Origin of the sequence: Cytobacillus sp. FSL W8-0315 (genome assembly GCF_038002905.1) — a bacterium.
Lineage (GTDB): Bacteria > Bacillota > Bacilli > Bacillales > Cytobacillaceae > Cytobacillus > Cytobacillus pseudoceanisediminis.
Genome location: NZ_JBBOOC010000001.1, coordinates 3,592,806 through 3,611,739, shown reverse-complemented (window position 1 = coordinate 3,611,739; position 18,934 = coordinate 3,592,806). Strand labels below are relative to the sequence as shown.

21 protein-coding genes are annotated in these 18,934 nt (G+C 40.0%); 12 read left to right on the top strand and 9 right to left on the bottom strand.

All coding sequences use genetic code 11. The features are described 5' to 3' along the window. Positions 1-54: 54 nt before the first annotated feature. The 8 genes from MKY20_RS18460 to MKY20_RS18425 all read left to right on the top strand — a co-directional run bounded on the left by MKY20_RS18460 (position 55) and on the right by MKY20_RS18425 (position 5,244). Positions 55-471 (top strand): hypothetical protein, encoded by a 417-nt coding sequence (locus MKY20_RS18460; RefSeq protein ID WP_019380002.1) that lies wholly within the window; start codon positions 55-57, stop codon positions 469-471. A 55-nt stretch (positions 472-526) separates the two neighbouring features. Then, the gene (locus MKY20_RS18455; protein WP_009334720.1) at positions 527-1,048 is read left to right on the top strand and encodes a peroxiredoxin family protein; all 522 of its coding nucleotides are present in this window, start codon (positions 527-529) and stop codon (positions 1,046-1,048) included. Positions 1,049-1,281: 233 nt separating this feature from the next. After that, a complete protein-coding gene (locus MKY20_RS18450; protein ID WP_026041570.1) occupies positions 1,282-1,413 on the top strand; it encodes an FbpB family small basic protein in 132 nt (43 codons plus the stop codon). A gap of 62 nt (positions 1,414-1,475) precedes the next feature. Then, entirely contained in the window at positions 1,476-1,619 is a 144-nt protein-coding gene (locus tag MKY20_RS18445) for an acid-soluble spore protein N (protein WP_009334718.1), read from the top strand. 153 nt (positions 1,620-1,772) lie between these two features. Continuing rightward, positions 1,773-2,015 carry a small acid-soluble spore protein Tlp gene (tlp, locus tag MKY20_RS18440; RefSeq protein ID WP_251266505.1) on the top strand — a complete coding sequence of 81 codons (243 nt, stop codon included), beginning with the start codon at positions 1,773-1,775 and terminating at the stop codon, positions 2,013-2,015. A 143-nt stretch (positions 2,016-2,158) separates the two neighbouring features. Next, positions 2,159-4,471 carry an AAA family ATPase gene (locus tag MKY20_RS18435; RefSeq protein ID WP_341002317.1) on the top strand — a complete coding sequence of 771 codons (2,313 nt, stop codon included), beginning with the start codon at positions 2,159-2,161 and terminating at the stop codon, positions 4,469-4,471. A gap of 2 nt (positions 4,472-4,473) precedes the next feature. Further along, positions 4,474-4,911, top strand: coding sequence for an acyl-CoA thioesterase (locus MKY20_RS18430; RefSeq protein ID WP_009334715.1), 438 nt, complete (start codon positions 4,474-4,476; stop codon positions 4,909-4,911). A gap of 33 nt (positions 4,912-4,944) precedes the next feature. Next, the gene (locus MKY20_RS18425; RefSeq protein ID WP_009334714.1) at positions 4,945-5,244 is read left to right on the top strand and encodes a hypothetical protein; all 300 of its coding nucleotides are present in this window, start codon (positions 4,945-4,947) and stop codon (positions 5,242-5,244) included. Positions 5,245-5,272: 28 nt separating this feature from the next. Here MKY20_RS18425 and MKY20_RS18420 read toward each other — a convergent pair whose 3' ends face one another. Beyond that, positions 5,273-5,566 carry a HesB/YadR/YfhF family protein gene (locus tag MKY20_RS18420; protein WP_009334713.1) on the bottom strand — a complete coding sequence of 98 codons (294 nt, stop codon included), beginning with the start codon at positions 5,564-5,566 and terminating at the stop codon, positions 5,273-5,275. Between the two features lie 98 nt (positions 5,567-5,664). Here MKY20_RS18420 and MKY20_RS18415 point away from each other — a divergent pair, with 98 nt between their 5' ends. Beyond that, the gene (locus MKY20_RS18415; RefSeq protein WP_071158999.1) at positions 5,665-5,925 is read left to right on the top strand and encodes a hypothetical protein; all 261 of its coding nucleotides are present in this window, start codon (positions 5,665-5,667) and stop codon (positions 5,923-5,925) included. 95 nt (positions 5,926-6,020) lie between these two features. On the opposite strand, the gene MKY20_RS18410 is transcribed toward MKY20_RS18415, so the two are convergent. From MKY20_RS18410 to plsY, 4 genes are all read right to left on the bottom strand, one after another. Next, entirely contained in the window at positions 6,021-6,833 is an 813-nt protein-coding gene (locus MKY20_RS18410) for a CPBP family intramembrane glutamic endopeptidase (RefSeq protein WP_071159001.1), read from the bottom strand. Positions 6,834-6,900: 67 nt separating this feature from the next. Further along, positions 6,901-8,058: a CapA family protein gene (locus MKY20_RS18405; protein ID WP_251175525.1), complete on the bottom strand. Its 1,158-nt coding sequence runs from the start codon at positions 8,056-8,058 to the stop codon at positions 6,901-6,903. A gap of 157 nt (positions 8,059-8,215) precedes the next feature. Then, the gene (locus MKY20_RS18400) at positions 8,216-9,292 is read right to left on the bottom strand and encodes a sensor histidine kinase (protein ID WP_071159003.1); all 1,077 of its coding nucleotides are present in this window, start codon (positions 9,290-9,292) and stop codon (positions 8,216-8,218) included. A gap of 273 nt (positions 9,293-9,565) precedes the next feature. Next, positions 9,566-10,150, bottom strand: a complete 585-nt coding sequence (gene plsY, locus MKY20_RS18395) for a glycerol-3-phosphate 1-O-acyltransferase PlsY (RefSeq protein ID WP_009334708.1) — start codon at positions 10,148-10,150, stop codon at positions 9,566-9,568. A gap of 196 nt (positions 10,151-10,346) precedes the next feature. Between plsY and MKY20_RS18390 the strand changes: the two genes are divergently transcribed. The 3 genes from MKY20_RS18390 (at position 10,347) to MKY20_RS18380 (ending at position 14,095) form a co-directional block, all read left to right on the top strand. After that, positions 10,347-10,670, top strand: coding sequence for a DUF3243 domain-containing protein (locus MKY20_RS18390; RefSeq protein ID WP_341002312.1), 324 nt, complete (start codon positions 10,347-10,349; stop codon positions 10,668-10,670). Positions 10,671-10,801: 131 nt separating this feature from the next. Beyond that, a complete protein-coding gene (locus MKY20_RS18385; RefSeq protein WP_009334706.1) occupies positions 10,802-12,244 on the top strand; it encodes a phospholipase D family protein in 1,443 nt (480 codons plus the stop codon). A 129-nt stretch (positions 12,245-12,373) separates the two neighbouring features. Further along, the gene (locus MKY20_RS18380; RefSeq protein WP_256814598.1) at positions 12,374-14,095 is read left to right on the top strand and encodes a glycosyl hydrolase family 18 protein; all 1,722 of its coding nucleotides are present in this window, start codon (positions 12,374-12,376) and stop codon (positions 14,093-14,095) included. A gap of 475 nt (positions 14,096-14,570) precedes the next feature. Here the strand turns inward: MKY20_RS18380 and ade are convergent, their stop codons facing one another. From ade to MKY20_RS18360, 4 genes are all read right to left on the bottom strand, one after another. After that, the gene (ade, locus tag MKY20_RS18375; RefSeq protein WP_192908564.1) at positions 14,571-16,307 is read right to left on the bottom strand and encodes an adenine deaminase; all 1,737 of its coding nucleotides are present in this window, start codon (positions 16,305-16,307) and stop codon (positions 14,571-14,573) included. A gap of 39 nt (positions 16,308-16,346) precedes the next feature. Continuing rightward, entirely contained in the window at positions 16,347-17,714 is a 1,368-nt protein-coding gene (locus MKY20_RS18370) for an NCS2 family permease (RefSeq protein ID WP_341002305.1), read from the bottom strand. Positions 17,715-17,804: 90 nt separating this feature from the next. Further along, on the bottom strand, positions 17,805-18,119 hold the full coding sequence (locus MKY20_RS18365; protein ID WP_009334701.1) for an XdhC family protein: 315 nt from the start codon (positions 18,117-18,119) through the stop codon (positions 17,805-17,807). After that, complete coding sequence (locus MKY20_RS18360) at positions 18,098-18,931, bottom strand: XdhC family protein (protein ID WP_009334700.1); 834 nt, start codon at positions 18,929-18,931, stop codon at positions 18,098-18,100. The genes MKY20_RS18365 and MKY20_RS18360 overlap by 22 nt, the downstream gene beginning before the upstream one ends. Positions 18,932-18,934 lie beyond the last annotated feature (3 nt).

Sequence of the window (18,934 nt, the reverse complement as noted above, 5' to 3'; positions counted from 1 at the left end):
CAAAATATACGGGCTTAGGTATCTTAAATGTATATTAACTTTGGGGGGTTGACATTGGATGCTTTTTTGATTGGACCTTTAATAGTAAAGTATGAATGGGTTTTAGTCCTGCTATCAGGTATCGTTGCTTATTTTACTATTGCAAATGTATTAAGAGACCAAAAGGAATATAAAAAAATCTTTCTGAATGTCATGCTCAATTCAATGCTCTTTGGCTTTTTCACTTATAAGTTTAGTTCAATTCTCTTTCAAACCGAAAATATTCTAAGCAGCCCTATAGGGATTTTATATTTCTCAGGTGGAAGGAAAGGAGCCATTTTAGGGACTTTATTGGCACTTATCTATATAGTAATGGAAATTAAGAAATACAAATATCCGTTCAAAAAATGGATGTATGGAATTGTTTACGGATCTGTCACATTTATGCTGTCTTATTGGCTGTTCAGAACCTTATTAATTTTGCTTTTCTAGGTTAAAATACAATCAAGGAAGCAAAAAGGTTTTAATAGCCGGGAGGGAAAACAGCATGTTCAAAAAATTATTTGCAGCAGCTGTGTTATTAATAATTACTACTGCAATATTTGTAGTGCAGGCAGTTGAAAAAGATGAAGTCGAGAGTCATCCCGTTAATCAGACTGGTTTAGGAATTGGCTTGAAAGCCCCAGATTTTGAATTGAAAAACCTTCAGGGGGAAACAGTAAAGCTCTCAGATTATAAAGGAAAGAAAGTTATGCTTAACTTTTGGGCAACATGGTGTCCTCCATGTAAAGCTGAAATGCCTGACATCCAAAAATTCTATACTCAAAAGGGAAATCAAGTTGCTATCTTAGCAGTGAACATTGATCCACAATCTGATGTTGCCGGTTTTGCGGAAGAAATGCACGTGAATTTTCCCATACTGCTTGATGTAGATGAAAAAGTATCTAATGCCTATCAGATAATGACGATTCCTACCACTTTTTTTATTGATGAAGAAGGAATTATCCGGAATAAATACTTAAGTGCAATGTCCCTGGAGATTATGAATCAGTATATAGATGAAATGTAAAAACATCTGCAAAGAGCAGATGTTTTTTATGTATAGGTTTACACCGCTATAAAAAAGGAAATGAAATTAGAAGAGTGATTTTTATGAATATTTTACCAATAAAATCGAACCTTATGTACTTTTTTCACGTATTGTGGATATATGCGGATTAAATTTTCGAAAAGTTGTAATAATTTAAAGAGTTTCTGGAGATAATGACTGTTACAATGGTATTAAAGGAAGGTGAAAGATTTATGAGAAAGCCTAGAAAACGCTCCTTTGCTGAATTAGTTTCAGAAAATAAACGCCAGCTTCTTAAAGACCAAGATGCAATGGAAAAAATCGAAGAACGCCTCGAGCTTAAACGTCTTAATAAGGCCGAATAGAATTACTTGCCATTCATGAAACTCTCTGCATTTGACCATACTTAAAATGAGGAGGGATATCAATGAGTAATCAAAAAAGACACCCTAATCATTTTGCTCCGAACCATATAGGTACACAATCACGCGGATTTGGCGGCAACAAAGGCAAAAAAATGCAGGACAAATCCGGACAGCATGCACAAGTAATTCAAACTAAAGGCGAATAATTGTAATTAACCTGCCGTTTCATTTTCGGCAGGTTTTTTGTTTCAAAATTCAGGCATACCACAGGCAAGCTGCCCACACATTACCGCCAATATTTTTCTTGTTCTTTCACAAACTAATTTTGTACCATCACCTAATAAAGGGAGGAACAAACCATGGCACATAACAGACCAAATCCAGATGACCGCAGCGATAACGTTGAAAAGCTTCAATCCATGATCGTTCATACTATCGAGAATATGGACGAAGCTGAAGAATCAATGAAGTATGCAAATGCAGAAGATCTTGCAAGGATTGAAGCAAAAAATGAACGCCGCAGGGAAAGCCTTGCTTCATTCCGTTCAGAAATAAAGGACGAATATCAGGCACAGCAGAACGGCAATGACGTTGAACAATAATTATTAGCATCCTATAAAGACCTGATCCAGTGTGATTAGGTCTTTTTCTGCTGGAAGATCATGATAAGAAGCTCATCCTTATAGATAATTACAGAAATATGGTAAGATAAGTTGTGGAAACTAAGAAGAAGAAGTGATAATCGATGACACAGCAGAAAAGACAGGCAAAACCGGCAGAGGGTCAGGCATATCATTGGAAAAATGAGCTTGATCAATACGGATACATACAAAATGAAGCAGAATTGCTTAATGTTATTAAAAACATCAATGAAAAGGCAGATCCCGGACTGCTTTCGGAATTACTGACCATTGCCGCTATTTCACGGTTAAGCAGGTATACAGATGATACTCTTGCCAGTGCATGGCTGCAAAAAGCTGTTGAACTGGACAATGGCAATAGTATGGCGGCTGCCCAATTGGGAAAATCGGAATGGAAAAATAAAAGCAATCTTCTTGAAACCCTGACTTTCCCGCCGATTCGGGAGACCGATAACAGGGCAGCAAAAAAGAAGACAGCTGAGCAATTTATAGAAATTTGCAGAAGCTTTATCAACAAATCAGATGATGAGTTAGAAGATCTGCAGAAAAAGCAGCATGCCTATGAGGATGTGCAATACCGGAAGCTGACTGAAATACTTGAAAAAGCTATTGAAGAAACAGCTTTTCTTTTAAAAGCATCTGAAGAATATGAGCAATCTATATCCGGTGTTTTTCATACTTCAACCTACTACACCGATATGAAAAAGCACTTGAATGCCATTAACAGACTTAAAGGTGAATGGAAAGAGATATTTGATGCGGAGGAAGAAGAATCTGATTTATCAAAAGATCCCTTGGATGAACTTAATGAAATGGTTGGCCTGCACTCGGTCAAAAGCAGAGTTCATGACTTTTACCGTTTTTTAAAATATCAAAACGAACGTAAGTCACTTGGTTTTCAAACGAAAGATGAACTTAGCCTCAATATGATACTAACTGGCAATCCAGGTACAGGCAAAACAACTATTGCCCGGCTTTTAGCAAAGATTTATCATAGCCTGGGTGTATTGCCGCGGGAAGAAGTGATTGAAGCAGATCGGTCACAGCTGGTTGGCGGATTTGTCGGGCAAACAGAGGAAAATGTCAGGGCGGCAGTTGAAAAGGCAATCGGTGGGGTGCTGTTCATTGATGAGGCGTACAGCTTAAAGCGTGAGGGACAGACAGGCAGCGATTATGGACAAACAGCCATTGATACTCTTGTATCGCTGATGACCGGGACTGAATATGGGGGGAAGTTTGCGGTTATCATGGCCGGTTATCCAGAAGAGATGAGACAATTTCTGGACAGCAATCCTGGCCTTCGGAGCCGTTTTCCAGAGTCAAATTTTATTGCACTGCCTGATTATTCTAATGTGGAGCTTCTCCAGATTGCTGAAAAGCTGTCTGCGGATAATGATTATGTCCTGACGGAAGGAGCAAAGCAGGAACTGGGCAAACGAATTGAAAAAGAGCGGGTTGATGATACGTTCGGAAATGCCAGGACAGTCAGAAACATTGTTCTTGATGCCATTTTTAGAAAAGGCTCCCAAGCTAAAATGAACGAAAACATCATGTCATATACACTCCTGGAAAAAGAAGATTTTGAAAGTGAAGAAGAAGAAAAGGTAATGAATCCTCAAGAGCAGCTTGCCCAGTTAATCGGACTTGAAACAGTCAAAACAGAAGTTCAAAACTTAGTGTCATTTGTTAAGATGCAGCAGCTGCGCCGTGAAAGAGGGCTACCTGTAGTCCCTATCCAGCTGCATTCAGTATTTACCGGTAATCCGGGGACAGGGAAAACGACTGTAGCCAAGATTTATGCAGAATTGCTGGAGGAATGCGGATTTCTTAAACGAGGACATTTGATGGTTGCGAGCCGTGCGGATTTTGTAGCTGGCTATGTAGGCCAAACCGCCATCAAAACAAAGAAAAAGATAAGAGAGGCATTAGGTGGCGTCCTATTCATCGATGAGGCCTATTCACTTCTTTCCCAGACATCAGGAGATTTCGGAAAAGAAGTCATCGATACATTAGTGGATGAAATGACAAAACATAACGAAAATCTTGTCGTTGTTTTAGCAGGCTATCCAAATGAAATGGAGAAGCTATTGTCAAGCAATCCCGGGTTAAAGTCCCGATTTAAAAAGTTCTTTCATTTTAAGGATTATTCAACGGCAGAGCTCTTGGAAATAATCATTTCGTATGCTGGACAATATGAATATACGCCTACGGAAGAAGCGAGGGACTACCTTAACCGCACTTTATCAAAGATCGAAATAAATGGGAACGGACGTTTTGCCGCCAACCTTGCGGATGAGGCGATTCAGGCACAGGCAATGAGAATTGTATCAGCAATTGATGAGGATATTGAGCAGGTTAGCATTTTGGAAAAAGAAGATTTCGAAATCGCTTTAAATAAGATAAGCAAAGGGGAATAGGTATGCTCATTTCAACAAAAGAAATAGAAGTAAGGTATGCAGAAACAGATCAAATGGGAGTCGTGTATCACGCCAATTATCTGGTTTGGATGGAGCTTGGCCGGACACAGATCATAAAAGACCTTGGATTCAGTTATGCTGAAATGGAGAAGGATGGCATCATTTCGCCTGTTCTGGATATCCTGGCTTCCTACAAGAAACCATTGCGCTACGGTCAAACCGCGACGATAAAAACGTGGATTGAAGAGTATGACGGGTTCCGCGTCAGCTATGGATATGAAATATACAATGATGAAGGAGACCTTGCAGTAACAGGCTTGTCCAAGCATGTTTGCGTCAAAAAGGATAATTTCCGGCCGATATCAATTAAAAAGAAATATCCTGATTGGCATGAAGCATATGAAGAAGCTAAAAAGCAGCCTGAGAGTGCTGTCAAATAATTTTGCCTGCTGCTTAAAGGATGGAGAAAATATATGGCATTCGGTCTTCGCAGAAAAGATCTTCAGGAATGGAAGATGAAAATTGATCGTGGAGAAATTGCTTTTTTAACCCATTATTGGATAGATGATCGTTTCCCAGGCTGTAAAACGGTCACAAAGGTCGGATGTTCGGATCTGAAGAAATTGATAGAATGGGGAGAAACACATGGCCTAAAGCCTGAGTGGATTGATTATCGGAATGATGGGTACTCGCACTATGATTTGATTGGTGCCAGGCAGAAAGAAATCCTTGAAAAGGAAAAGCTTTGGGAGCAGCTGGAAAGGCTGAAATGAAAAAAGAAGCAGGCCGGATCTGCTTCTTTTACCCATTGTTATATTTGAATTCAGGTTCCTGTGCTTTCTCATTAAATGTCACCAATAAATCATGATTATCAAAGTACCATAAGTCCTTTTCTTCAATAAAATAAGTAATTCCGTTTTTTTCAGTCTGGACTCCTGCGTTATGTGGGTGTTCATTAGAGACTCCTAATGAAAATCCCTGCTGGACAGTACTGCACCCGCCATATCTTGCAAAAAAGCGGACGAAGTCACCCTTATTCAAGAGCATTTCCTCCTGATACCATTGGGCAGCCTGATCTTCAATATGTATGTTCATTTGAAATTCCTCCTCCTGGGTGATAGTCATATTATAGGCTAGTTTTTCTTTATGCGCGAATATAATGTTTTCATAAAATGAATTGATGGGGTGATTAGATGAATTCATTTCGTTTTTTTAATATCTTAGGTGCCGCTCTGTTTACAGGCATAGCCCTCCAGGTGTTCATTCAAACGGATGGTACTAAAAAATTAACTGAATCAGGGATTTTTTTAACTGTATCAGCTCTATTGTATTTTGCCCTTACATTTATCTTTCATAAAAGCAAAAATCTTTTCGTCCCCCTGATGGCAGTTTTGGGTCTGCTTTCTGTTGGCATGGTTTTTCTTCAGGAGCTGGTATTTGGAGGAGGACATTAATAATTTGGCAAAGTAGGATGTGTATCCAGCTATGCTTATTAAGCTACTTTAATCCTATACATAAAAAGGACTTGCTGCTGTCAGAAGTCCTGCTTTTAACCTGGAAAAGGGATGAATCCGCTTAGAATCATAAATACATTCATGGCAATATGCCATATGACAGCCGGAAAAATGCTTCGGGATTTTACTGTAATGGCGGCATAAAAAACTCCGCCAAAAGCAAACAGCAGACATGAGATAAAAGAGTAGCCTAGCATTATATGGGAAAAACCGAACGCCAGCCCAGAAAAAAGGACAGCTGTCTTTTCTCCTGAAAGCTCCGACATTCTGGATAAGATGATTCCTCTCCATAAGAGCTCTTCCATCATTCCATTAATGATGGAGAAACCAATCAGGAAAATGATAAAGTCCCTGGTTAAGGAGTTTTCAGCTAAAAAAATTGAATACGCAAATGAAGCAAAATTAATCATGATAGCAACCACAAGAAAATGTTTTATTTTTAATGAATGGAAGCCGCTCCATATGAATGGAAAAAATATTTGGGAATTCCAATCCGGCTTCCGCCAAAAAGGAATGGCAGTTTTGTTAAATTTTTTTGAGATATAAACAAGAAGAAGGATAGGGATCAACAGTAGAATCCGATTGAAAATCATTAAAATGGAGTGTTGAAAAGACAGTGCATCTAGCATTTTATCGCCGTAAAGAAACAGTAGACTGCCTGTTAAATACCCTGCAATGATCCAGGGAAAAACACGTTCCTGCTCTGAAGTGAATAGTAAAAAAATGATAAGCCCAAAACAAAGTATGAAAGCGAAAGCAAAAAGTTTGTATTGAAAAAGCAATATTGCAGCTGTGAATATACATAATTGCAAATAAGGAAAAGACTTATTAACATAAGCGGTTTTCATGATCAGACCTCCTTTGCCTACAAAATATTTTACCATTTTTTACACAAAAAAAGCGCCAAAAAGCGCTTTATTGAACATGATCGAGCATATGTGCCATAATTTCGCTGTATTTCGACTCTGCATTGGGAAGGCCATAGCCGCCAGCATCCTTCAATGGTACTACCCGATATTTTGGCTGTTTATTACTTACGTATGTCGGGATGAACCCCGGATTGGAAAGTTCAATATCGACCCCGTTTTGATCAATATATTTCGTAATCTCCACAGTTGCAATACCGCCTATGTCCTTGTAATCATTAATCTGGCCGGATAAAAAATTGCCTAGAGAGTATACAACAAGAGATTTCCGTCCGTCTTTCCTGTCAATCCATTCCATTGGCTGCAGTACATGTGGATGGTGTCCGAAAATAATATCCACACCATCATTTGCGAGGACCTCTGCCAGTTCCTTTTGTTCCTCTGTGGGCTGAAGCTGGTATTCATTTCCCCAATGCATACTCATAACAACTACGTCAGCTTCATCTTTTGCCCGGTTAATTTCCTCTTTCATTGCTGTTCTATCAATGAGGTTAACGAGATAATCTTTTCCTGCCGGAACGGGAATTCCGTTTGTACCATATGTGTAAGAAAGATAAGCAACTTTAATTCCGTTTTTGTTTATTACCTTCAAGGTTTGCTGTTCGCTGGGTGTTCTGTTTGTTCCCACATGCGGCAATCCTATCTGATCCAAATAATCCAGGGATGTTTTCAATCCTTTTTCTCCCTTATCGAGTGAATGGTTATTGGCAGTTGAAACTATGTCAACACCAGCCTCAATGAGGGCGTCTCCCACTTCCTGAGGGCTGTTGAACATGGGGTAACTGGAAATTCCTATTTCCGGACCTCCCAAAATAGTTTCTTGATTGGCAAGCAGGATGTCGGGCGTTTTTAATAGCGTTTTTGCATGTTCAAACATTGGTTTGAAATCATAGCCTGTTTTTGTTTGTGCAACATTATATACCCTGTCATGAATAAGGATGTCGCCAATTGCTCCCAATGTCGCCTTCTCTATAAGCATTTTATTAACCGCGGTGGTTTCTCTGTTTTCCATATGCAATTGAGCAGGTTTTGCTTCAGCTGCCTCCGCTTTATTCTCTGTGTGCAATTGATAGATGAATAAAGCCGAACAAATAATTAACATTGTACAGATGACTGTGGATAGTAAGAAGGCATTACTGAATTTCATAAAAATTATCCCCTTAATATAGAGTATAAAGATATATTAATAGTCTAATTTTAATATGAATTTTTTCAATTTTCATCATTTTTCTGCTATTTTTTTATTTTAAATGTCATAATCTGATTTCCATTGATAACTGTTTACAAAATAATAATTAATAACTTCAGTTGATAATCATCGGAAATTCAATTTCAAAGACAGTGCCCTGTGACATTTTCGAATGGACATTTATCTTGCCATCATGCTCTTCAATTATTTTTTGGCATATGGATAGACCGATGCCGGTTCCTTTTTCTTTTGTTGTATAGAATGGGACGAACAATTTGCTTATTGTTTTTTCTGACATTCCCAATCCATTATCTTGGATGGTGATGGATACTTTTTGGTTAAGGGCTTTTGCTTTAAGATCTATTTTTCCTTCTGGAGCAGGAATGCTTTCACATGCTTCCATTGCATTTCTAATAATATTGATGAGGACCTGCTTTATCTGCTTCACATCACCATAGAAAATGGGATTATTAGGGCAAAGGCATACAGAAAGGTTAATATTTCTAATATGCGCCTCGCTTTCGAAGAATATTTTCATTTCCTTAACTAATCTGTTGACTTCTATTTCCGTTCTTTTGTTTTGAGGAGGTTTTGATGCATTTAAGAATTCATATATTATATCATTTGCCCGATTAATTTCTTCAATTGCAATCTCAGCGTACTGTTCTTTTCCGATTTCTAATAAATAAGGCTTCAAAAGCTGTAAAAATCCTTTTACAGTTGTTAGCGGATTCCGGATCTCATGTGCAATCCCCGCTAACTGTCCAGCATCAGCTGAATAGTCAGATATCAAAACAGTTTCTTTATTCTCTTTCACTGCTTTATTTAAGTGTTTCTTTTTTTCTCTTAATTGGTAATTAACGCGGTGCAGCCTTTTTTGCATGTGCTCCGCCATCTTTCTTAATTCCTCATCTTCTGAAGAGAGGGGAAAACAAAAAAGATGATAGTGCGCAGCATCACTTTTTTCTAGATGAATTCTATATGGAAGAATGCTATTACCTATTTTAAGTTTAAAAATGCCAGATTCATTTTTCTTTAATAGATTGTTGAATCTGCTAATATCTTCTGTTGCCAAAAATTCAGTAAACACTCCTTCAGCACTTATTAATGATGAAGTGAGTATTCTTAGGTTATGATCAATGAAAAAGTATGGGAAGGAAACATTTTCCAGCAGACCTTGAGTTTTATCCATTTATTTCTTCATCCTAACTTTAACGTTTTTGGCTGAAATTTTAGCCTAAACTAATGTATGGCGAAAGATATCAATTTATGTTTCTTTATGTATAAAAATTGTTATATAGGCTTTATAGTATTATGTTTCTAGGCCTATGTAATCAGTATAATATTCCTTTAACACTTTATTCAAATAAACTAGACTGAAATATCAGAAAATAATTTAAGAATTAGAAAATTAGACAAAAAAATACAGCAGATCTAGTCTGCTGCATTGCAGGCTGGCTGGTTTTCAGCCAAGCCATTTTATTTTGGGCTCGGTTTTGTCCCTGATTCGTTTAATATTTTCCCTATGTCTGTAAATAACAAAGATGCCAAGTATAGATACTACTATAATTAGTGGAATGTCCCATATAATTAGTGCGTAAATGATGGATGCCAGTGCTGCCAGAATAGAGGACAAGGACACGTACTTGGTTATGTAAAGGCTTAGAAAGAAAACACCCAATATGATAAGAAACATTAAGGGAACATAGGCTAACAGCACTCCCCCCGATGTAGCGACTGCTTTACCACCGCGAAAGCCGGCAAACAGCGGATACATGTGCCCAATAACTGCAAAAACTCCTGCAGCAAGATGATGCATGTCCGATCCAAAGAAAAAGGGCAGGGATGCAGCAAGGGTGCCTTTTAAGATATCAGCTATGGTCACAATCATGCCGGCCTTAACACCAAGGGTCCGGAAAGTATTAGTTCCGCCTAAATTTCCGCTGCCATGCTCACGGATATCCACTCCATAAAAAAGTTTTCCTACTATTAAACCAGAAGGAATGGAGCCCAGTAAGTAAGCTAAAATAATGATAATTCCATAAATCATAAAAACTCTCCTTCATACTTTCTATGTTAGTATATTGTACCATGTGAGCAAACCTGCATACCATGTGCAAATAAAAAGTTGTCCAATTTATTTCAGGGAGGTTTTTCAAACTCTCTGGCTTGTGTTTGACATGATTAACAGCGGGTATTAGTAGACTGTCACAGCAATCAAATCCATATAAAGGAGAGATTCAAGCATGGAACAGAATATGAATAACGTAAATGGACAAGCAGGCAATGTAGAGGAAAAACTCAGTAATATGGGAAGCGAAAAGAAAGATGAAATTCTATCAAGCTTTGACGGTTTTAAAGAATATTTAAGCGGAAAGGTCTCCCTGGGCCAGAAAATGGGCATGGATGAGGAACAGCTCGCGAACACAGCTCAAAAGGTAGGCGATTATCTGGCTTCCAAAGAAGATCCAAGAAACAGGGAAGAAAAGCTTCTGCAGGAATTGTGGAAGGTAGGAACTGAAGAAGAAAAGCATAATCTATCTCATATGCTTGTAAAGCTTGTAGGTTAAAATATATATCTTTAAAGGCGAAGGCGCAGGCCTTCGTCTTTTATATTGAGTGAAGGCGTATAGATGAGTTTACAATAGTCAAAAATGGTCTATATATAGTTATCGCAGTCTAGCGGGTAGGGGGAGTCCTGGTGAAAAAGGTTCTGGGAAAGTTAAATAGAAAAACGGTATGGATACCCATTTTGAGCCTTGTGCTGGTATTGGCAGCAACTATTATCTATCAGTCCAATAAACCATTGCCAAAAGGCCTTTCTTTCGAAGGCGAAGTTTACACTGTAGAAGATATTAAGTTTTTATACGATTTGAATTTTGAAAAAGGTAACGGCAGAAGAGAAAGCGATCATCAGATCTTTAAGCGGATATTAGAAGCCATTGGTGAGGCGGAGGATTTTATCGTGATGGATATGTTTTTATTCAATGGTTTTACTGATGGGGATAAAGATTATCCGGATATTAGCGGTAAAATAACTGATAAGCTCATCGAACAAAAACAGAGCCACCCCAATATGGATATTACAGTGATCACAGATCGGATTAACAGCACATATGGATCACATGATGTACCCGAATTCAAGAAGCTGAAGGAGAATGGAATAAATGTAGTTTATACTTCATTAGTCCCTTTGAGAGATTCTAATCCAATTTATTCGGCATTTTGGCGTGTATTTATACAGTGGTTTGGACAGGGAGGCAATGGCTGGCTTCCCAATCCGCTCGCAGAAAATGCTCCTGAAGTGACATTTCGGTCATATCTCGATCTCATGAATATTAAAGCAAATCACCGGAAGGTTTTTGTAACGGAGAAAACAGGGATTGTAACATCCGGAAATCCCCACAATGCCAGTGGGTATCATTCTAATATCGCGTTTGAAGTAAAAGGGCCAATCCTGGCTGATCTCGTTAAAACCGAGCAGGCGGTGGTCGATTATTCAGCATCAGGCAAACTGACAGATTTTAAGCCTGAAGACAGCAAAAAAACTGGGACTGTAAAGGCCCAGGTGCTGACTGAAGGGAAAATCTATAAACACATTATTAAAGAAATCAATAAATCCGGCAAAGGTGAAACCATCTGGCTCGGCATGTTCTATCTTGCTGACCGGAAAGTGGTTGATTCTCTAAAAAAGGCAGCTGATCGGGGAGTGAAAGTAAAAATGATCCTGGATCCAAATCAGAATGCTTTCGGCTCTGAGAAAATTGGGCTTCCGAATATACCTGTCGCTGCTGAATTAGACAAATTAGGCCACGAAAACATAAAAATCAGATGGTACAATACGGGATTTGAGCAATACCATTCGAAAATCATGTATGTAACCGGCAAAGAAAATAGTATGATCATTGCTGGCTCAGCCAATTTTACAAAGAGAAATCTGGATGATTTAAACCTGGAGACAAATTTAAAAATCAGCGCTCCTGACCAATCCCAGGTTATGAAGGATGTCGACAGCTACTTTAATAAGCTTTGGAATAATAACGGTGCAATTTATACGAAAAACTATCCTTCCAATGAAAAAATGCCTTTGGTAAAATATATTACTTACAGATTGCAGAATCTTACTCACTTTACAACATATTGATAAAAACCTGAAACCTTTCCTGTTTTCATTCCGTTAATATAGGAGGGGTGGAAATAAGTTGTAGGTATTCTAAATTTTCTTCCCATTTTCTGTTTATTTCGATACGATGGAATTAAGGGAGGAAAAGGAATGTATAAAATTGAAACAAGTCCACAAAAGCCTGCCGTTAAAAAACTTATCTTTGCGGGGCTTTTGTTTGCTTTTACACTGATAATTTCAAGCATTTTCATGATTTTATATCCTTTTGCTTCAAAGGAAAAGGTGTCTTACTTTAAAGGAGAACATCCGATATTGTTTATGGGCAAACAGGCGGGCAATGCTTATATAGAAGGTGAATCGATCTACCTGCCATTAACGTTTTTGCAGGAATTTGTCGATGAAGGCATTATTCTTGATGAACACTCACAATCCATCATTATCGCCACAAAAAATAAAGTAGTGCAGATGCCATTGGAATCTTTGAGCTATTATGTGAATGATAAGCCTATGAAACTGGATTTTACAGCTGCTAAACAGATAGGAAAAGACAGATATTTGGCTATCGAGCCGCTTTTGGCTTTCTATCCTATTACTTATTCAATTCTCTCTGATACAGGTGCAATATGGGTTCACAAAGATGGAGAGTCAATGGTTTCCGGCAAGGTGAAGGAAAAAGATATTCATGAAGAATTGCTTCGGCTGAGGACGAAAGACAGTCTGGAATCTCCGTACACGGCTTCAGTATCTCCAAATGAAGAAGTTTTAGTAGAACAAGAAAAAGGAGACTACTATTTTATTAGAAAAGAAGACGGTACAGCTGGTTATTTGAAGAAACAATACATAAAAAAGGGTGAGAACAAACAAATTGCTATTTCCCTTGAAGAATCTGCGTATACAGTGCCGGAACTGGAAGGTCCTATACAGCTGACCTGGGAAGCGGTATATACAAAGAACCCTAATACTTCAAAAATACCGAAGATGCCGGGTATTAATGTCATTTCTCCAACATGGTTTGAGCTTGCGGACGGAAAAGGTTCCATCAAAAACCTGGGATCGAAAGAATATTCAATGTGGGCAAGAAAACAGGGATACCAAATATGGGGCTTGTTTTCAAATGCATTTGACCCTGATTTAACACATGAAGCATTTGGTTCTTTTGAATCAAGGAAGAATATGATTCGGCAGCTTATGCATTTCAGTCAAATGTATGAATTAAATGGGGTGAATCTGGACATTGAAAATGTTAATCCGGAGGATGGGCCATTAATAACACAGTTTGTGAGGGAAGCCACTCCGTACTTTCATGAAGCAGGTTTAGTTGTGTCTATGGATATCACATTCATTTCATCGAGCGGTAATTGGTCGGCTTTTTATGAAAGGGATAAACTTGCCGGGATAGCAGATTATTTGGTTGTCATGGCTTATGATGAACATTGGGGAAGCTCGCAGGTTGCAGGAAGCGTAGCGAGCCTGCCGTGGGTTGAAGAAAACCTGAAACATCTGCTGGAGATTGTTCCTAATGAAAAATTAATATTGGGAGTGCCTTTATATACAAGACTGTGGGAACAAAAATCAAACGGGGATGTTTCTTCTAAAGCACTTTCTATGAGCAAAGTAAAAGAGTGGCTCAGTCAGAATAACGTTACTCCAGTATATGATCCGGAAAGCGGGCAAAATTATGCTGAGCATTTTTCAGAAAAAGATAAAATCACATATAAAGTGTGGCTTGAAGATGAACTATCATTAACCAAACGGACTGAATTGGCAAAGAAATATAATTTGGCCGGTGTGGCAAGCTGGAGCAGGTACTTTGCAGATGAAACAGCTTGGGCAGCATTAACATTAGATAATAAGGAAGTCACTAAGAAATGAAATAAGGCTGGAGAAAACCCCGGCCTTATTTTAAAATATAAGAATGTATAAATTCTGAAGTTAGATAATTGACTAGCTCCATGCGCCAGCGGGTCTCGGGTCTAAGCGTGTCTAGTTTCGACTCCTAGGGACTCTAGGTCATAAGCCGTTCCCTTCCAGAAGGAAAAACCGCCTTATGCTTGTCGTCCCTGGACAGTCGCCTCAACATTTCTATCAATCCGTCCAAATGGTTTAAGTACAGCCATTTAGCCGGCTCGTCTTATGCTTGAGGCCCGCAGGACAAGGAAGGCTTCGTCAGCGTAATCTTCGCACGACCAAAAGCGGCAGCTTTTGGGAGGATGCGGGTCATGCAGACGCTGCCACAGGACAAGGAAAGCTACGGCAGCGATACATCGCACGACCGAAAGCGGTAGCTTTTGGGAGGACGTAGCGCTTTAAGTCTGGGTTCCTTTATAGGCGGGCGGCTTCCGCTTTTCTATGATTCTGCATTAATGTGGCTAAAGGAGCTGACGGAAAATAATCCTCTATCAGTTAACTTGAGCTCAGGTATTACTGGAAGCGCTAAAAATGAAAGCGTCAAAAACGGGTTGAATTCCATGCTGCATCCGACTGTTCTAAGTGCATGATTCAACTCAGACAAACGTCCGTAAATAAATGAAGAATCCCGATCACTCATGAGCCCTGCAATAGGCAGGGGGAGTTCCGCAAGGATTTTTCCATCCTGGACAACAGCCAGGCCGCCTTTCATTGCTGCCGTATGCTTAATTGCCGCCAGTAAATCTTCATCAGAGGTTCCTGCTGCCACAATATTATGGGAATCGTGGGCAACCGTTGAGGCAATCCCTCCTCTTGTAATCCCCAGCCCCTTAATTATGCCAAGCCCGATGCTTCCAGTGAGGTGATGCCGCTCCACCACAGCCAATTTTAAATAATCTTTATCAGAATTAGGCTGGAAATAGCCATTAAGTGAATCGGCCTTTTCCACCAGGTGCCTGGTCACAATGCTGTTTGGTATAATGCCAATAATATTGGCATTCCCAGTTCCCATTCTTATGCTTAAATCCTCACCGTTTAGGCTGCCGATTTTGACACTGTCCAAAATGGCAGTTACAGGTTCGAGGCTCTCAGGAACTGGATCCTTAATGACCCCGTTTTCTGCAGCAAGTATTCCGCTTTTCATTACTTTCTCAACCTTTACATTCCTAAGATCACTAAGAAATATCAGGTCGGCTTCATAACCGGGAGCAATAGCCCCTTTATTTTTCAGGCCGAAGCATTCTGCTGCATTAAGCGTAGCGATTTGGACGGCAAGAATAGGATCCATCCCTTCCTTAATGGCCATTCTGACATTATGGTCAATGCTGCCTTCATTGATCAGGTCATCCAGATGCTTGTCATCCGTTACAAATAAACAGCGCCGTGCGTTATGTTCGCTGACAGATTTGAGAAGTGCTAATAAGTCCCTGGCCGCCGATCCTTCCCTCAGCATAACATACATCCCTTTGCGCATTCGGTCCAGCGCTTCTTCAGGGTTTATGCATTCATGGTCCGTTCTAATCCCGGCGGCCATGTATATATTAATTTCATCTGCATTAAGTCCTGCTGCATGCCCATCGATACATTTTCCTTTGCTATGAGCGTCTTCCAGTTTTTTTAGCATTTCTGCATCATTGTTCATAACAGCAGGGTAATCCATTACTTCACCAAGACCGAGCACTCTCGGGTGACCGTAATATTTTTCAAGATCCTTGTAACTGAGAGAAGCGCCGGCATTTTCAAATGGAGTTGCAGGCACACAGGATGGAAGCATAAAAAATACATCAAGCGGGATCTCTTCTGAAGATTCCAGCATGAAATCAATGCCTATTGTTCCGCTGACATTGGCTATTTCGTGAGGGTCTGCAATGACAGTCGTTACTCCGTGCGGGAGAACAACATTGCTGAATTCAGCAGGGGTAACCATCGCTGACTCAATATGGACATGCCCATCAATGAACCCGGGGGCTATATAGGTGCCCCCAGCATCAATGATTTCCTTCCCTTCATAGCTTCCTAAGCCAGCTACGATTCCATCGGCAATGGCTATGTCTTCCTCAATGATTTCGTGTGTAAATACATTTATTACCTTCCCGTTTTTAATAACCAGATCGGCAGGAGTCCTTTTGGCTGCCACGTCTATTCTTTTTCGTAAATTTTCAATGGTTAGCTTCATGTAAACTCCTCGCTTTTTTTGAAAATGACAAACATCTTTTTAATGTCCGCCCATAATGAAATTAATGATAAAGGCTGTACTGACAAAATACATGATCCAGTGAATTTGATGATGCTTGCCTGTAAGAAGCTTAAGCAGTGTGTAAGAGATAAAGCCGAATGCCAGCCCCTGGGCGATACTGAAAGTTAAAGGCATAAGAACGATTGTTAAAAAAACAGGTATGACATCAGTGAAGTCATCGAAGCTTATATGTTTTATTTCACTGAGCATTAAGGCACCAACGAGGGTAAGGATAGGTGCTGTGGCTACAGACGGTATGAAATAAATGAGCGGAGCAAAAATGAGCGACAGAAAAAATAAAACAGCTACAGTTAAAGCAGTTAAGCCAGTGCGACCGCCTTCCGAGATCCCGGTTGCGTTTTCCACATATGCGTTTAAGGCAGTGCTTCCAAAGGCTGCACTTGCCATCGTGCCAACTGCATCTGCCTGAAGTGCACGATCCAGATTTTCAATTTTTCCATTTTCATCAGTGAGGCCAGCTTTTCTTGATAATCCGATGAGGGTAGCTAAATTGTCAAATAATTCTACAATAGTAAAGGAGAAAATGACTGAGATGATGCCATATTTTACTGCTCCCATAATATCCATAGCTAAAAACGTGTCAGACATGCTTGGAAGACTTAGGGATACGATATCACTTACGGCCTTTGGATAGGCAATAAAGCCAACAATCATGGCCAGCGCACTTGTACCCAATATGCTAATCAGCAGCGCGCCTTTTACTTTTTTCGCCATGAGGAGGGCGGCAATAATTAATCCAAAAAGGGCAAGAAGCGGGCCTTGGCTTGTTATGCTTCCTAAGCCGACAAATGTAGATTCATTTGCGACCACAAGTTCTGCATTTTTTAAGCCAATAAAAGCAATGAATAATCCAATCCCAACACCTATAGCTGACTTTAAAACATCCGGGACACCATCTACGATCTTTTGGCGGACTCCTGTAACTGTTAAAATTAAAAACACAATTCCCGATATAAATACAGCTCCAAGGGCTGTTTGCCAGGAAAGTCCCTGACCAAGGACTACTGTATAAGCAAAAAAAGCATTCAGCCCCATGCCAGGGGCAACCGCAACAGGGAAATTTGCCCACAGTGCCATTAGAAGAGTACAGAAGACACTTGCGTATATGGTTGCAGCCAGTGCGGCTTCTTTTGGTATTCCTGCGTCCGCTAAGATAATCGGGTTGACAAAGATAATATAACTCATTGTCATAAACGAAGTAACGCCCGCAAGAAGTTCTGTCTTTACATTGGTGTTTCGTGCGGATAGCTTAAAGAGCCGTTCTAAGAGGTTCGCGCCAGAGGCAGGCGGGAGGCCTGAACCAAGATCCTTTTCGATTATCGACATGAAAAGTCACTCCTTCTTCATGGTAAATGTCCATTCTGCCATACAAACTGACTTGACCATGGAATAGGCGGGAGTTATACATTATTTTGGTTAAATTGGTTCAATAAAGACATCCATAATTCCGCCGCAGATTCCTCCATCTTCAAAAAGTAGCCCTTTCGTTAAATCGACGCGCTGTTGACTTGGAGTATTCGATTGGATGATTTCGAAGGCCTTCTCAATCACTTCTGCTTCACCGCAGCCCCCGCCAATTGTACCTTCAATTCTTCCGCACGGAAACACAATCATTCTGCTTCCAGTTTTTCTCGGAGTGGACCCTTTGGTGCGAATAATTGTGGCAAGCGCTGCTTTCTCACCTCCCTTCCTGACTTCCATGGCTCGCTTTATGAGCTGCATTTGGTCCATTTGCCGGCCCCCTCATGGAAACCCATCTTCGCATACTTTTTAATCTGTGTACTTAAAGAATTTCCAGATTTTTGATTTTTTACTTTCAGAATTTCTGCCATAATACTGACTGCTATCTCTGCAGGTGTTTCTGCTCCGATATCTAGTCCTACAGGGGTGTATAAATTGTCAAAGCTTTCATCCGGAAAATCCTGCTGAAGTTCTTTAAAAACACCTGAAATGCGCCTTCTGCTGCCAATCATGCCTATATATCCTGCCTGACTGTTTCTTTTTAAAAGTTCATTCAAACTGAGCACGTCATATTTATGTCCCCTGGTAAGAAGGAGAATATAGGTTTTTTCCGAAATATCCACATCCCTGAAATAATGCAGATAGGATTGGCAAACCACTTCATTGGCAAATGGAAAGCGTTCCCTGTTTGCGAACTCTTCCCGATCGTCTATTACTGTGACGAAAAATCCCAGCATACGCCCCATTTCTGCCACGGGTTCACACACATGGCCCGCCCCGGCGACTATTAAATGGAGCGGAGCAGGGAAGTATTCTGCAAAACATTCAATTATGCTGTCCTTCCACACAAATTTCACTGCGCCGGACCGCTTTTTGGCGACAAGTATACTGCATTGTGCTATTAATAGATCCTTCACATCCTGCGGCAGCAGTGAGTTTTCAGTACAGAGGCCTCCATCTGGCCATAATAACGCTTTTGCTCCGAGGATTTTGTTATCAGGATAGTCTGTAATGGTAAGGAGATATGTGTCTTTTCGGTTATTGATGGACTCTTCTAATTTGGCAAATAAATTGCGGCTCATCAA